Below are 14,811 nucleotides of genomic sequence, written 5' to 3'. Positions count from 1 at the left end.
GTGTCCGACACCCTCAAGCTGTATTTCGCGCCAGGAACCTGCGCACGGGTCACGCTGACGGCGCTCGAAGAAACCGGCGAGCCGTTCGAAACCTCGCTTGTCTCGTTCATGGCGGGCGACCATCGTAGCCCTGAATATCTGGCGCTCAACCCCGCCGGGGCCGTGCCGACACTGGAAACGGCGGATGGTGTGATTACGCAGAACTCGGCCATCCTGTGGTATCTGGCACGCAAATATCCTTCCGCGAACCTGCTGCCTGCGATGACTTCCCCTGCTGCAGAAGCCGCGATGATCTCGCAATTGGGGCAGTGCGCTTCGGACCTTCATCCGGCGGTCAGCAGGATGGCAGTGCCGTTTCTGTTTGCCGCAACACCGCAAGCCCAGGACGAGTTGCGGGCATCGGCCACGGAGAGGTTGAAATTCCTGCTGGCGATCAGGGAAGATCGACTTGGCAATAGCGACTGGCTGCTGGGCGCGGACTGGTCGGTTCTCGATTCCTATCTCGGCTGGGCCTGGTTCCGGATAACCGGAGCGGGGTTCGACCCGTCGCCCTTTCCCGCAATTGCAGCGCATTATCGGCGCCTTCACGATCGACCGGCCGTGCAACACGCCCTTGCGCGCGAAGCCGCTGCGCAGGCCGAGTTGCGCGAGCGCGGCCTTGCCGTGCCGGGGGTAAACAATGACTGATATCGAAAATGACATCCAAGAGGAGAATTCGGTGAAGACTGCACCCTTTCGTCGCATCGTGACGGGGCATAACGAAAAGGGCGAGGCCGTCCTGCTCGAAGCCGCTCCGCCGCCGCGCGTTGCCAAGATCGGAGAGGAGTTCGGGCCCTGGTTCTATGAGGTCTGGAATACGACCGAGACGCCTGCACAGATTCGGCCGGACGGATCGGAACCGCCGGAAGACGGCATTCAGCTTGCGCCGCCGAAGAACGGCACGCGCATCCGCGTCCTTGATATTCCGCCTGAAGACGGGCGTCTGGAAAATCTGACGCCGGAAGAGGCGCGCGAACATTTTGCCGCGATCGGCGCAGGCGATGCGTCCTCGCACAGTGGGGCCACATCGCGCCATGCGTTCATGCACCGGACCGAAACCATCGACTATGGCATCGTACTGGAAGGCGAAATCACGCTTCTTCTGGATGTCGGCGAATGCGTCGCAAAGGCTGGCGATATCGTTATCCAGCAGGGTACCAATCATGGCTGGGCCAACCGGTCGGATAAGAACTGCCGCATCGCGTTTATCCTGATCGACGGGAAATATAGCCCGGAACTGCAGGCCTGATTCATGCGGTTCGCTGTCATCGGCGCCGGTGGATTGGTCGGTCGGGCACTGGCCGCCCGACTGGCCGAGCTTGGCTTGGCGGGCGATACCCTGCTGATCGACCGGGAACCGTTCCGGATCGATGGATTTACCTGCGAGAGTGCCAATCTGGCGACGGAGCAGGAGGCATTCGCCCTGCTCGATCAGGCGAAGGTCATCTGCCACCTTGCGGCGCTGCCAGGCGCCGCTGCGGAAGCCGATCCGGTGTTGTCGCGATCGATCAATCTGGACATGTCGCTGGACCTGATCGAACGGCTTGAAGGCAAGCGCCTGATCCTCACCAGTTCGATCGCTGTCTATGCGGGCGACCTGCCTGCACAGGTCGACGAAGACACCCCCGCACGGCCCGCGTCCGTCTATGGAACGCATAAGCGCATGGCCGAACTAGCCTTTGCCGATGCAGTCCGGCGCAAGAAGCTGGAAGGGGTCGCAGTTCGCCTTTCCGGCATTGTCGCGCGTCCCCAATTGGCGGCAGGTTTCGGTTCTGCGTTTCTGAGCGACATCTTTCATGCGGTATTGAATCGGCAGGAATATGTCCTGCCGGTCGGCCCTGACGCGATCAGCTGGATTGCCTCATCCTCGGCATGCGCCAGCCATCTCGCGCATGCCATGCTTGGCGAATTCTCGGTAGGCGGTCCGTTACTGCTTCCGGCGACACAAGTTAGGATGGACGCGCTGGTGGCAGCGCTGGCGGTCCACGGCGATGCATCCCGCATTCGATACGAGGAACAGGCCGCATTGCGTCGCCTCTTTGGCTCTTTGCCATCCATGAACTGCGCAAAGGCGACAGGACTGGGCTTTGCACCGGCCGAAAAGCTCGCCGAACTGGTCGATGCGGTGCGCCGTGGCCAATGACCCATTGTCGCCTTTCCGGCTGGACGGGAAACGGGCGCTTGTTACCGGCGCGGCGCGCGGGATAGGGCAGGCTACCGCACGTTTGTTCGCCACTGCAGGAGCCGAATTGCTGCTTGCCGATGTCGATGGCGATGCCTGTCTGGAGCTTGCCGATTCGATCGGAGCGCAGGCGAGAACCGTTGATCTTGCCGATCGGGCCGCGCTGGTGGAAATGGTACGGTGGGTAGGACAACTCGACGTTTTGGTGTGCAATGCAGGGATCGCCGGAAAACCGGGGCCCATGCATGAAATGCTCGATGATCAATGGCGCCGGCTTCTTGCGGTCAACCTTGAGCATCCGCTGATCCTGTCCGGCCTGATTGCCCCGACAATGGCCGAGCGCGGCGCGGGTAGCATCGTCCTGATGTCCAGTATTGCCGGATTGCGCGGGAATAAGGCGATCGGCGGATATGGGATCACGAAAGCGGGGGTATCGCAGCTTGCCCGCAATCTTGCCGTCGAATGGGGCCCGTCAGGCATCAGGGCCAATGTCATCGCGCCAGGCCTGATCAGTACCAGCTGGGCGGACGCCATTCTGACAGATGAGCAAGCGTCCCGGAAGCGGCTTGGGCAAACGGCGCTGCGCCGGACAGGACGGCCAGAGGAGATCGCCGCAACAGCCCTGTTCCTTGCAAGCGATGCATCAAGCTTCATTACCGGGCAAACGCTTGTCGTCGATGGTGGGACGCTGGTGTCGGATGGAAACTGACGCACAGGATTTATGTGGAAGGCAGGCAAAGAATGCGTTTGGCAACTATCGATAACGGAACCCCTGACGGGCGACTGGTGGTGGTCTCGCAGGACGGGATGCGATACCTTGGCGCGCCTGATTGGCCGGCTGATCTGTTGACCGCGATTGAGGATTGGTCACGGGCATCGCGGATCCTTGAGCAATTATCTTCAAGACTGGCCGCGGGCGAGGGCGAGGTCCTTGATCTTGCGAAGATGCGAGCGCCGATGCCGCGCAGCTGGCAATGGCTGGATGGATCGGTCTATGGCACGCATGCGGAATTGATGCAGATCGCTTTTGGATTGGACCCGGTCGATACCGACAGGCCGCTGATGTACCAGGGCATGTCGGACCGCTTCATCGGACCCACCGAAGACGTCCGTTTGCCAAGCGAAGCCGACGGGATCGATTTCGAAGGCGAGTTCGGCGTGATCGTCGATCGCGTGCCGATGGGTACCGGGCCGTCAGACGCGCTCGATCACATCAAGCTGCTGGTGCAGATCAACGATTGGTCTTTGCGGGCCATCGCGCCGGTCGAGATGAAGACCGGCTTTGGCTGGGTGCAGGCCAAGCCAGCCTGCTCGATGGCGCCCTTTGCCATCACGCCCGACGAGCTTGGCGATGACTGGCGCGATGGCCGCGTCTGTCTCGACCTCCATATCGACTGGAATGGCAGGCCGTTCGGCCGCGCCAATGGAGAGCCCATGCTGTTCGGTTTTGGCGAGCTGATTGCCCATGCAGCGCGATCGCGGGATCTGGTGGCAGCAACGGTCATCGGTTCCGGTACCGTATCGAATGCCAATTATACCGAAGTGGGGTCGAGTTGCATTTCCGAACGGCGGGCCATCGAAATGATTTCCGAGGGCGGGGCAAAGACCGGCTTCATGAGCTTTGGCGATAGCCTGCACATGGAAGCGCGCACAGTGCGAGGCCGGTCGCCGTTTGGCGCGATCGTCCAGAAGGTGATTGCCGCCTGATCATGCTTGTCGGAATTGCAGGCATGCGCTTTCCGATTCTGAACCTCGAAAAGCCGAAGAAATGGCCACATCGGTCGAAAGTCCATCGGGCGCCTTTAGGATCGCAGAGAGCGAGATTTTCGCACCCGCCAAGGGACGAAAACGACTTGTTGTTTCGAAAGGATAAACGTGCATCTACCGCGCGTCATGCCAAGGCAGCCGCTACGCCATCTACGATCAGGCCGAGCCTGTCGGCCAGGCGCGGGAAAAGGTCACCCCGTTCTTCGAGAAGTTCCTGGGCTAAGCGAAGCAAGTGTGACACACCGGCAGTGGCTCCATCCCGGACGGCGATTTCATGCCTCCCCCCAGATGCGATCTCAGAACGGCTTCACTGTCCCCAGAAACGCCATGACAGCCACCAGTGCCCAAATCGTCAGAACCGTAATGCGCAGCGGATCCCAGAAGGGGCGCGGGATATAGCTGCCATCGGCGGCCCTTCCCGCCTTGGGCGGAGCAAGTGCTCCACTCAGGATCAGGATGCGGATAATGACCCCCAGCAGGACAAGTGTACCGAACAGCACAAGCTTGGCCGCGAGCCAGCCCAGCTCCACGGGCGAACCGAACAGGAAGCTCGAGATGCCAAGGCCCAGGAACAGCACGGTGACGATCCCGCGCAGGGCAAGGTCGGCCCAGAACAGTTTCTTGGCCAGCGGCGTGCCGCGTCGCAGGAATAGCCCCCAGACCAGCCCCAGCCAGACCAGATCGAGTATCCAGACGCCTGCCAGTTTGCCAGCGCTGAGCGGAAAGCCCCAAGCGCGTGCCAGTGTCAGGCCCACCGCGACCATCAGCACCATGCAGGTTCGGGGCCCCATGTCGACCCAATCGGCCGCTTCGCGCAGGGCCGCACGGCCAGAATCCGAAATACGCCCCCTGTTACCGATAACGCCGTTAAGAAGCACCCCGAGGTCGGCGCCGAGCCAATATACGAAAAGCAGGATGTGAAAGAATACGACCACACGATGCATGTCGATCATGATTGTTTGGTTGCCCCTGAATAAGAACGTGAGAAAAATGTCCGGCGGAAAAATGCTCGCTCGGCTTCGCGGCTACATCGCCGCCTGAAGCCGGGCGATCCGGCGCTGAAGAATGGCATGTCGACGCACGGTCAGCGGAAAGCGAAGAATGATGAGGCCGCCCGCTATCATCAACACACCGGGAAGCAACAAGACCGTGAACATCAGGCCGAAGGTGGCCGATGCATCGTTCACCGCTTCTGCCCCGACTTCATAACCAAAGGCGCCCAGAAGCAGGAAACCGAACCCATTGCCGAGGGCCATGGCGATCTTCGTCACCAGCGAATAGAAGGCAAAATAGGAGCCCGCGCGCGCCACCCCCGTGCGCCAGGTGGCGTAGTCGACGACATCTGCAAGGATAGCAGCCGGAGCAACGAAGGCGCAGGAGGTCGAGAAGGACACCAGCAGCAGCACGACGCCGCCATATATGGCGACCTGGACCTGCGAAAGCTGGGCTGGATCGATCAGCCAGAACGCCTGCAGCGACAAGGCTGCGATGAACGCCGAAGCCGCATAGGCCCGGTGCTTCCCGACCCGGTTCGAAATGCGTATCCACAACGGGATCGACAGCACCGTGATCACCCCGAAGCCGGTCATGAGGTAGGGATAGAACGGCCCCAGCTGGAGGTAGCTGTCATAGAACGTGAACAGCAGTCCCGTGATGCCTTGGCCCAGGGCCGTGACCAGGAAGCTGGTGATGTAGATCCAGAAAGGGGGATTGCAGCGGACCGAGCGCAACAGTCCCTTCAGGTCGGTCGACTTGCGCGAGACCTCGGGGCCGGGCGGGGTCTTGAGGACCGTAACAAGCGTGATCAGCGAAATGACGGGCAGCGCGATCCAGTAGAGGTAGGTGAACGATTCCATGGTGAACGCCGAACTTTGCGTAAGCCCTGCCCAGAACAGGACGATCGGCGCCACGCTTTTGAGCACGACCCCCAGATTCGTTGCGATCCCCGAATAGCCCGCAATGCGTGAGCGGTCCTCGTAGTTGGTGCTAAGTTCCGCCCCCCAGGCGGTGTAGCTCACGTGGAATAGCGTCCAGCCGATATCGTAGACCACCCGCCAGGCTACGAAATAGAAGATGTCGACATCGAGGGGGGGGATGAAGAGCTTGAAGCAGGCCCCCAGCATCAAGGCCATGCCCAGCGCGATCCAGACCTTGCGCGAGCCCAGCTTGTGACGCGTCCAGTCCGACAGAATGCCGGCAATCTGGTCCAGGACGGAATCGATGATGCGGATCGCCAGAAGCGCGATCCCCAGTTTGGCGAAAGCCAGCCCCAACTCCTTGGCATAGAGCTGTGGAAGCATGACGTTAATGACTAACTGGAAGATCGAGGGCCCCAGCGTCATCGCGCTATAGGCGACGAGTGGCAGCGTTGCCAATTGGGTCACATGACGTGAAGTTGTCATAACGCGGTATTTCCAAATGCGCGGGAGGGCCGGTGCTCCGCCGCAACAGGCTGGCCCCCGGCACGTGAGGACCTGCATGTGGCCGTGCCCCTCGAAAGCCGAGGAATACCTCCAAATGCAGGTCCTGGAGTGTCAGCGAGGCAACAAAGCCCCACCTTGCGTTCAGAAGCCGAAGCGCAGGCGAACGCCACCTTCGCGCTTTGTCGGCATCGACAGGGCGACACCATTGCCTCCAAGCAGACTGGTGGTGGCCTGCGCCGCGCCGTACGTGCGATTGTCGAACACGTTGTTGACGTAGAGCTGCAAGGAGATGTTCTCGCTAGTCAGCCCGGTGCGCAGATTCACCGTGTCCTGATCTCCGATCCAGGCGAGATTCTCGTAAGTCAGATAGACCCGGCTGCGATGGGCGTAGTCGGCGCGCACGAACCAGCGGTATTCATCGCTCACTGCAAAGCCGTATTCGGCACCCACGTTACTGGAGAAGACGGGGCCTGCCGGATTGATTGCTCCGGCATAGACGGTGTCGTTGCCCGAAATCGCGACGCACGATGCGCAGGGGATATCCGTGTCCAGCGTGACCTTACTGTATCCGGCGTTGAAGTCGAACGTCAGGTTGTCGCTTGCACGCAGGTTGCCCTCGATCTCGGCGCCCTTGACGGTGGAGCGGCCGGTGTTCTGGGTGACCGACACGCCGATATCGCTGGCACCTTCCACCGAATTGGGGACCTGCAGCGAGTTGCTGATCGCCTGGTCCTTCCACTTGGCATAGAACACCGCGGCGCTGAGCGTCAGGGCGTTGAACAGCGTCCCCTTGAAGCCCACTTCGTAGTTGTCGAGCGAGGCCGGCTTGTAGATGTTGGTGACGTCCACCTGCTCGGCCAGATAGGCGCGCTGCGCGTCGGTGAGCGGGAGCACCGAAAGGTTGAAGCCGCCCTTGTTCATGCCCTTGGAATAGGTCGCATAGGCCATCATGTCGGGATCGAACTGGTACTGCAGCGAGACGCGCGGCACGAAGCGGTTGTACTTGCCACGATCGCGGATCGTCTTGGGATCACGGAAGTAGGTGGTCAGCTCTTCCTGGATGTAGCGTCCCTCGAGGTTGAGCGTCAGCTCGTCGGTCACATCGTAGGAGAGCGAGCCGAACACGCTCTTGTCGACCAGCGTGTTGAGCGAACCATCGGTGAAGGGGACGACCAGGTTCGGGAACATGCCCGCCACATAGCTGCGGTTGCTCAGCTTGAAGTAGTTGACACCGATCATCCAGCGCAGCGGCTGATTGGAGCCGGAGGTCGCGCGGAACTCCTGGCTGAAGTTCTCGTCGCTGCCCATCACCATGTCGGGATAGTTGATGTACGGGTCACCCACGAAGCCGGGGATGGCAGGCGTGGTTGTGTTGGGCAGCATGCTGGTGTCGCGCCCATCAAGGTCCTGGTTCACCTGGTTACGGGTCCTGTTGTAGCCGGTGAGCGAGGACAACGTGATATCCGTGCCCGGCACGGTCCAGTCGACGATCAGGTTGGTGACGTATTCGCGCCGCTCCATGCCCGGAAGCGTGGTGAACGGGGTAAAGATGGGATCGATCACCCCCAGCGAGTTGTTCACGACCTGGTCGCCAAAGGCAGGGGTCGCCGGATTCTGGCCGATGTCGGCAGCCTTGATGAGCGGGATCTTGCCACAGAACCAATTGTTCGAACCATCTGCCGAACCGCCTGCATTGCAGTTGAACAGATTGCTGGGCTGCTGGCTCGCGAATGCACCCGAGCCGGGTCCGTCCTTATCCTCGAGCAGCATGCCGAAGGCCTTGACCTTGAAATTGGAGGCCGGCGTGATGACGAGCGTACCGTTGATCGAGCGCGTGCTCTGCTCGCCCAGCGCGCTGCCATCGAAGCTGTTGGTGTACTGCCCGCCATAGCTGTAGCGACGGGCCGTCACACGCAGCGCCATCACGTCCTTGATGATCGGTGTCTCGATGCTGCCGCGCACGTCGACGAGATCGTAGGCCCCGGCTCTGCCATCGAAACTGAAATGAAGGTCATTGCCCGGATCGCTGGTGACGATGTTCATCGCGCCGGCAAAGGACTGACGGCCGAACGCAGCGCTTTGCGGCCCCTTGAGCACTTCGATGCGGGCTACGTCGCTGCCCAGGTTGTTGAGCAGGTCGGCATTGACAGGCGCACCGTCCAGGAAGACCGATACGGTCGGATTGAGCGTGTCCTTGATATTGCGGATGTAGAGCACCGTGCGGCTGCGGTCGGTGCGGCCCGATGCCGTCTGCTGGGCAAAGAGGCCAGGCGTGAAGGCCTGTAGGTCCAGCACGTCGTCGACGTTCAACTTCGCCAGATTCTCATCGGTCATCACGCTCAGCGTGACGGGCGTCTCCAGCAGGCTTTCCTCGCGGCGACGGGCGGTCACGACGATGGCATTGTCCGCGCCCTTGTCGGCCGTCGCGCTCTCGGGCGCAGGAGGGGCGGTGTCCGCGCCCTGCGCCTGCGCGAGGTGCGGCACCGCAAGGGCCAGAGCCACGAGGCTGCCGCCCAGACCGAACTTGAATGCTTTTTCCCTGAACTTTGTAGTCACGCTTCTTCCCCATGTTTTATTCTTGAATTCGTGTGCGCCCCCCTAGGACGGACAGCGATCGAACTGGCGCAGACGCGGGAAGAGATGCTCCCCCATTTGCGCGTTGTCCTCGAGCGGATCGAAGCCACTCAAGAGAAAGCGATTGACGCCCATTTCGTGGTAGCGCTCGAGCGCCTGGGCGATCGTGTCGGGCGTGCCCACAAGGGCACTTGCCGCTTTCTGGAAATCGGTGGCGCGGGCGATACCCACCCAGAGCCGATCATCGAGCACGTCCCCATCGCGGGCCCGCTCCTCGGCGAGGACATTCTTGCCCAGAGCCCCCACATCGGTGCCTTCCCGGCGGGTCTTCTCGACCCCTGCCACCACGTCCGTCAGGATGGCGTGCGCCTTGTCCCACGCTTCGGCCTCCGTGCGCCCCAGGATGATCCGCGTCGACAGGCAGAAATCGGGCGCCTCGGTGCGCCCGGGCGTGGCCCGGGCAACGGCGCGCACCTGATCGATCAGCGCCGCAACGGCATCGCGCCGGTCAATGCCCATCGCGTAGACATCGGCATGCGCCCCGGCGACCTGCAGTGCCTTTTCGGACTGACCGCCAAAGAAGATCGGCAGCGAAGCGCCCCCCTGCGGGGTCACCAGCGACTGGGCACCGCGCAGACGAAAATGTTCGCCGTCATGATCGAAACGCTCCCCGCTCCAGGTCCGGCGCAGCAAGGGAATATATTCCGCGCTGCGTTCGTGACGCCGATCGCGTGTCAGGAAATCCCCGTCGGCCTGGGTCTCGACATCGTTGGGTGCCGAAATGATATGGACACCCACCCGCCCCCCGCTCAATCGGTCGAGCGTTGCGAACATGCGCGCGGCCATGGTCGGTGCGATGAAGCCGGGGCGATGCGCGATCATGAACTTGAGACGCCGGGTCAGCCCGGCCAGATGCGTGGCAAAGACGATCCCGTCGGGCCAGCTCGCCGCCTGCGCGATCAGCACCCGATCGAAGCCCGCCTCTTCCATCCCCTGCGCGAGCCGGGCGATGAAATCAGGTTCGATCTCGCCCATCGAACGCGGCCGCGTCTCCGAGGAATCACGGTGGTTGAAGGTTCCGATAATCTCGATGGTCATGCGGGCAGAGCCTCGTTGCCGGACACGCTCTGGCCAGAGTCCGGGAGTCTATAAAAAAGCAGGATCAGGACGATGCCGAGTGCTTGTGCCACGGCCGGGATCAAAGCCATGGACAGGCGCACTGCCTCGAGGGCGGCAGCGTCCTGCACGGCGCCAGGGCCGGAACGATAACCGTTCGCCTGCAGGAGATAGCCAACCAGAAACGGCGCAATGGCAAAGGCGGCCTTCTGGAAGAATTCGAAGAATGCGGAGTAGAAACCCTCCTTGCGCTGGCCGCTGCGCACCACCCCGTGGGCAATGGTGTCGGGCAGCATCGAAAGCGTCATCAGGAGGCTTCCCGTGGTCGCGAAACCGGCCATCGCGCTGCGCGCGAGGAACACCAGGTCGTGCTCCTGCGCACTGGCCAGCAGCCAGCTGGCGCTTGTCGCGCACGACAGTCCCAGCGCTGCGGCGCAGATCACCGGCTTGCTGGCCCCCCGTGCGAGCCAGCGCCAGAGCGGCACACTTAAAGTGCCCAGGATACCGCTCGCGAGCGCGAACTGCGCCATGCCGACCTCGCCCCGTCCGAGGATATCGCGCATGAAGAAGAGGCCGGTCGCACCGATCGCGGCCGATCCGATGAACCCGCAGAACTTGACGCAAAGCAGCACGAGGAAGGGCCGGTTGGCGAAAAGCTGCCCGAACCCTGAAAGGGCATGGCGAAGCCCGGGCTGGGACGGCTCGCGCGTCAGGTCGCCTTCGGGAAGCCCTCCCACCGCGATGACGGAGGTCGCCATCGTCACGAAGACAAACGCTGCCATGGTATACCCCATGATCGCGAAGGCCCCCAGGGAACTTCCGCCCCAGGCAATCATCGCCGGAGCCAGGGCGCCACCGGCCAGCGAAGCCAGCTGGATGAAGAACGTGCGCCAGGCCATCAGGCTGGTGCGCACCTCGGCGCTGCGTGTGATCTCGGCGGGCATCGCCGAGGCCGGAATGGAGAAGGTGGAGTACCCGGTAAACGTCAGGAGCAGGCCACAGACCAGATAGGTGTTGCCCGCCGGCCCGGGTCCGTAGACACCTGAGAACAGCATCGCCATGCCTGCTGCGCTGAGCACGGCCCCTGCGGCCATCCAGGGACGGCGGCGCCCCCAGCGGCTGCGGGTCGCGTCGCTGCCATGGCCGACCAGCAGATCGATGACCGCATCGTAGACCCGCCCGGCGAGCATGAAGCCCCCGGCCACGACCGGATCGAGACCGAGCGCGGTGACCATGTAGTACATCAGGATGACGTTGAGCACGTAGAGGATCGTCGTGCTCCCGGCCGATCCGACGGCCCATCCTATCTGCTGGCTACGCGCGACAGGTGGTTCTGGAACCAAGACATGCCCTCTCTATTCGTGCGGGGGGGGGGGGGGGAGATATCGAATGCGATGCGCTGTCAGAGCAGGAGCAAGCTGGACTTGCGCAGGAAAATACCCGCATTCGCTGTCTGACAGGCGGAGACTATCGTGGGCCGACTGGCTCGAATAATCGAAACAACGCCCTCTTCCATGCAAACAATGAATGACTGGAGGAGAAGCATGCAGTTACGCCAGCTCAGACATTTCCTTGCCGCCGTCGACACCGGTTCGATGACGTTGGCCTCCAGCGCGCAAAACATCACCCAGCCCACCTTGTCGCGCAGCATCAAGACACTGGAAGACACTCTCGGGGTCGAACTGTTCGAGCGCGGTCATCGCGGCGTACGCCCCACGCGTTACGGACAGCTTCTGGCCGACCATGCCCGCTCGATCGTGCATGGCATGGAACAGGCGCTGGACGATGTGGGCGCCATGCGCGCCGGAGGACTGGGCCACGTGCGCATCGGGATCGGCTCGACCGCATCGGATGAGCGACTGGCCGCCGCCTTTGCCGGTCTGGCGGTCTCCGAGCAGAACATCACCCTTTCGATCGAGTACGATGTGCCCGATATCCAGTTCGCAAAGCTGCGCCGTGGCGAACTGGATGCCCTGATCGAAGCGCGCCGGTCCGACCTGGATACCGGCGACCTCGATTTCCGCCCGATCGCGGACATCGCGATGATCCTGGTGGCACGCTCTCAGCATCCCGTGCATCGCCGGGAGCGCATCTCGGCCCGCACCTTGGCAAGCCTTCCCTGGGCCATCTTCCACCAACCCAACGCCGAGGCCTTCTATCGACGGCTGCTGGGCCTGGTCGAGGAGGAGCACAACATCCGCGTGCGCAGTTCCTCTCCCACGATGTTGCGCAAGTTTCTCTTGGAGGCGGACCTTATCGGCCTGATGAATCGCAACGAACTGATCGACGACCTTGCAAACGGCACCTTGCGGGCCATCGAATGCGACGTCCCTGAGGTGGGCACGCAGCTGTGCCTCATCACCCGGCGCCGCACCCAGATGAGTGGAGCCCTGCGGGTCGTGACCGCGCATCTGCGCAAGGTCTTTGCCGAGAGCGCGCCTCAACCGGCGGCCGATTTTCCCAGCCATGCGTTCGCCGCATAGCAGCGGCGCTCATTTCGATTGGGCGCGCGGCTCCCTTGCCGATCATACTGCGCGCATGATTTCGACACGACAACGCCGCTGCGCAAGTGCGGCGAAGACAATCTCGGCAAAGAGCGCGGCCAAAAGGGCGGCCAAAAGGGCGGCCAAAAGCGCGGCGACGCCATGCTGAAAGCCCTCTTGCGAGGTGCGGGAGCTATCGTGCTCCTGCTCGTCCTTGTCGGTGCCGCGTTTGCCGTGTCTGCGCGCCTGGGCGTCTTTGCCATTCCGCTCGAGGACCTGCGTGCCCGGTATGAAACGCCCCATTCGCGCTATGTCACGCTGGACGGCGTCCAACTGCACATCGACGACAGGGGCACGGGCCCTGTCGTGCTGCTTGTCCATGGCCACTACCAGTCGCTGCGCATCTGGGACGACTGGACGCGCGATCTCGCCCGCCACCACCGGGTCATCCGCATCGATATGCCGCCCTACGGCCTGTCCGGTCCGGATCCTTCGGGGCGTTACAGCCCGCAGCGGGTTGAGCAGCTGATCGAACGGCTGGTGGAACGCGAGAAGCTTGGCCCATACGCGATGGGCGGCATTTCCACGGGCAGCGCCATCGCGATGCGCTATTCGTTGGCCCACCCCGATCAGGTCCGCGCCCTGATCCTGGCCAATGCTCCGCTCGTCCCGCTGCCCCCGGACATGCGCCCCAAGACATCGGCCACATTCCGCTTCCTGGAAAGCAACGTGTTCAAGCCGATCTACCGGCCCAAGGCGTTCTACCGCTACCTGTTCGACCGGCTGATTGCCAACCGGGCGGTGCTGACGGACGAATTCGTCCAGGAAAGCTACGACATGCACCGCAAGCCCGGCAACGAGCGCGACCTGGAGACCTTCACCCATGCGCTGCGTTTCGAGGCCAAGGAATACGGGAACAAATCGAAATCGACCGCCGAGCAGCTTGCATCGGTCACCGTCCCCACGCTGGTGATGTGGGGCGATGCGGGAACCATGCTGCCGCTTTCCATCGGCTGCAAGGTCGCCACCACGGTATCGCCGAATGCACCGCTGCTGATCGGGTATCCGGGCGCGGGCCACTTCCTGCCGCGCGAAGCCCCTCGCGCCGGACGTGACATCGACTGGTTCCTGGAAGCTCCCGAACGCCGCCTGGCGGGCGGTTCACCACCTGTCGGCACACGGGAGACCTGCACGTGACCAATCATGCTTTGCGCGGCTTCCTGGCCGTGGCCCTGTCCCTTCTCCTGCCCGGCCTCGCTTGCAGTGTGCCTGCACGCGCCGCGACAGAGCCCGCATCCGACGCGCCGACAATGGCCCTCACGCAGTTGCGCGAGAAGTACGCCATGCCGCGCACACGCTACGCCACGCTGCTGGGCACGCAGGTGCACTACATCGATGTCGGCGAAGGCCCCGTGCTGGTTCTGTCGCACGGGTCGAGTTCCTCGCTGCGCACGTACGCGGGCATAATCGACACGCTGAGCCGGCACTACCGCGTCATCGCCTGGGACGTGCCCGGCATGGGCCTTTCCAGCCCGCCGCCCGAAGCGCTGTACAACCGGCCACTCTACCCCGTCCTGGTTCTTGAAGCCCTGCTCGAGCACCTGAACGTGTCGCACGCCAACCTGGTGGGCGTTTCGAGCGGGGGCGCGATTTCCTTCTATTTCGCCGCCCGCAATCCGGACACGGTGGACAGGCTGGTCCTTTCGAACACGCCCATCGGGCGCGCCGACGGCAAGGGCATGAAGCTGAGCGCCGCGCTGGCCCGCGAACTGGCGCGCTCCACGCCTGCCACGGGCCGCAAGAGCAAAATTTTCCGTCCCCGCTCCTACTGGCGTGCCTATTTCGATTTCTACACCGGCGAACCCGAGCGTGCGCCCGATGCCATCGTCGATGAATACTACGACATGAACCGTCGCCCGCCTTTCCCTGACCGGCTTGCGATCGTCGAAGCGCTCGACGATGCCCCGGCGACCACGCAGGCCCTTGCTGCGATCCAGGTTCCGGTCCTCCTGATCTGGGGCACGCGCGACCCGGTGCTGCCGGTATCCGCCGCACGTGAGCTTGCCGCCGCCCTGGAGAACGCGCCTGTTTCCACGCTGCTTCTTCGCGATGTCGGGCACTATCCCCCGCTGGAAGTGCCTGAACGCTTCGGGCACCTGATCGACGCCTTTCTGGCCGACGTCACCCCGGTCACGCCCCGTGCGCCCGAGCCCGCCGAGCGTTGAGG

The 14,811-nt window shown here is 62.8% G+C and carries 13 protein-coding genes; 8 read left to right on the top strand and 5 right to left on the bottom strand.

The features are described 5' to 3' along the window. The 5 genes from LC060_RS09800 to LC060_RS09780 are packed head-to-tail and all read left to right on the top strand — an operon-like array spanning window position 1 to window position 3,928. Entirely contained in the window at window positions 1-687 is a 687-nt protein-coding gene (locus LC060_RS09800) for a glutathione S-transferase family protein (RefSeq protein WP_226635018.1), read from the top strand. After that, on the top strand, window positions 680-1,288 hold the full coding sequence (locus LC060_RS09795) for a cupin domain-containing protein (protein ID WP_226635016.1): 609 nt from the start codon (window positions 680-682) through the stop codon (window positions 1,286-1,288). The genes LC060_RS09800 and LC060_RS09795 overlap by 8 nt, the downstream gene beginning before the upstream one ends. Before the next feature lie 3 nt (window positions 1,289-1,291). Next, entirely contained in the window at window positions 1,292-2,182 is an 891-nt protein-coding gene (locus LC060_RS09790; protein ID WP_226635014.1) for an NAD-dependent epimerase/dehydratase family protein, read from the top strand. After that, complete coding sequence (locus LC060_RS09785; RefSeq protein WP_226635301.1) at window positions 2,160-2,930, top strand: SDR family NAD(P)-dependent oxidoreductase; 771 nt, start codon at window positions 2,160-2,162, stop codon at window positions 2,928-2,930. The genes LC060_RS09790 and LC060_RS09785 overlap by 23 nt, the downstream gene beginning before the upstream one ends. A 32-nt stretch (window positions 2,931-2,962) precedes the next feature. Then, window positions 2,963-3,928: a fumarylacetoacetate hydrolase family protein gene (locus LC060_RS09780; RefSeq protein ID WP_226635012.1), complete on the top strand. Its 966-nt coding sequence runs from the start codon at window positions 2,963-2,965 to the stop codon at window positions 3,926-3,928. 356 nt (window positions 3,929-4,284) lie between these two features. Here the strand turns inward: LC060_RS09780 and LC060_RS09775 are convergent, their stop codons facing one another. From LC060_RS09775 to LC060_RS09755, 5 genes are all read right to left on the bottom strand, one after another. Continuing rightward, the gene (locus tag LC060_RS09775; RefSeq protein ID WP_226635004.1) at window positions 4,285-4,941 is read right to left on the bottom strand and encodes a hypothetical protein; all 657 of its coding nucleotides are present in this window, start codon (window positions 4,939-4,941) and stop codon (window positions 4,285-4,287) included. Between the two features lie 72 nt (window positions 4,942-5,013). Next, a complete protein-coding gene (locus LC060_RS09770) occupies window positions 5,014-6,390 on the bottom strand; it encodes an MFS transporter (RefSeq protein WP_226635002.1) in 1,377 nt (458 codons plus the stop codon). 162 nt (window positions 6,391-6,552) lie between these two features. After that, entirely contained in the window at window positions 6,553-8,967 is a 2,415-nt protein-coding gene (locus tag LC060_RS09765; RefSeq protein ID WP_226635000.1) for a TonB-dependent receptor, read from the bottom strand. A 42-nt stretch (window positions 8,968-9,009) separates the two neighbouring features. Continuing rightward, window positions 9,010-10,083 carry an LLM class flavin-dependent oxidoreductase gene (locus LC060_RS09760; RefSeq protein WP_226634998.1) on the bottom strand — a complete coding sequence of 358 codons (1,074 nt, stop codon included), beginning with the start codon at window positions 10,081-10,083 and terminating at the stop codon, window positions 9,010-9,012. Continuing rightward, complete coding sequence (locus LC060_RS09755; RefSeq protein WP_226634997.1) at window positions 10,080-11,444, bottom strand: MFS transporter; 1,365 nt, start codon at window positions 11,442-11,444, stop codon at window positions 10,080-10,082. Before LC060_RS09755 ends, LC060_RS09760 begins: the two co-directional genes overlap by 4 nt. Window positions 11,445-11,645: 201 nt before the next feature. Between LC060_RS09755 and LC060_RS09750 the strand changes: the two genes are divergently transcribed. From LC060_RS09750 to LC060_RS09740, 3 genes are all read left to right on the top strand, one after another. Then, window positions 11,646-12,584, top strand: coding sequence for a LysR family transcriptional regulator (locus LC060_RS09750; RefSeq protein ID WP_226634995.1), 939 nt, complete (start codon window positions 11,646-11,648; stop codon window positions 12,582-12,584). Window positions 12,585-12,746: 162 nt separating this feature from the next. Then, window positions 12,747-13,781 carry an alpha/beta fold hydrolase gene (locus LC060_RS09745; RefSeq protein ID WP_226634993.1) on the top strand — a complete coding sequence of 345 codons (1,035 nt, stop codon included), beginning with the start codon at window positions 12,747-12,749 and terminating at the stop codon, window positions 13,779-13,781. Beyond that, a complete protein-coding gene (locus LC060_RS09740; protein ID WP_226634991.1) occupies window positions 13,778-14,809 on the top strand; it encodes an alpha/beta fold hydrolase in 1,032 nt (343 codons plus the stop codon). The genes LC060_RS09745 and LC060_RS09740 overlap by 4 nt, the downstream gene beginning before the upstream one ends. Window positions 14,810-14,811 lie beyond the last annotated feature (2 nt).

The organism is Novosphingobium profundi (assembly GCF_020524485.1).
GTDB classification, from domain to species: Bacteria; Pseudomonadota; Alphaproteobacteria; order Sphingomonadales; family Sphingomonadaceae; genus Novosphingobium; species Novosphingobium profundi_A.
The sequence above is the reverse complement of the archived record's forward strand: the minus strand, read 5'-3'. Positions and strand labels throughout refer to the sequence as shown.

Excerpts from the sequence above, each read along its gene's own strand:
- LC060_RS09790 (WP_226635014.1), top strand. The coding sequence starts at position 1,292 with ATGCGGTTCGCTGTCATCGGCGCCGGTGGATTGGTCGGTCGGGCACTG.
- LC060_RS09750 (WP_226634995.1), top strand. The coding sequence starts at position 11,646 with ATGCAGTTACGCCAGCTCAGACATTTCCTTGCCGCCGTCGACACCGGT.
- LC060_RS09775 (WP_226635004.1), bottom strand. The coding sequence starts at position 4,941 with ATGATCGACATGCATCGTGTGGTCGTATTCTTTCACATCCTGCTTTTC.
- LC060_RS09760 (WP_226634998.1), bottom strand. The coding sequence starts at position 10,083 with ATGACCATCGAGATTATCGGAACCTTCAACCACCGTGATTCCTCGGAG.
- LC060_RS09780 (WP_226635012.1), top strand. The coding sequence starts at position 2,963 with ATGCGTTTGGCAACTATCGATAACGGAACCCCTGACGGGCGACTGGTG.
- LC060_RS09770 (WP_226635002.1), bottom strand. The coding sequence starts at position 6,390 with ATGACAACTTCACGTCATGTGACCCAATTGGCAACGCTGCCACTCGTC.
- LC060_RS09745 (WP_226634993.1), top strand. The coding sequence starts at position 12,747 with ATGCTGAAAGCCCTCTTGCGAGGTGCGGGAGCTATCGTGCTCCTGCTC.
- LC060_RS09785 (WP_226635301.1), top strand. The coding sequence starts at position 2,160 with ATGCGGTGCGCCGTGGCCAATGACCCATTGTCGCCTTTCCGGCTGGAC.
- LC060_RS09795 (WP_226635016.1), top strand. The coding sequence starts at position 680 with ATGACTGATATCGAAAATGACATCCAAGAGGAGAATTCGGTGAAGACT.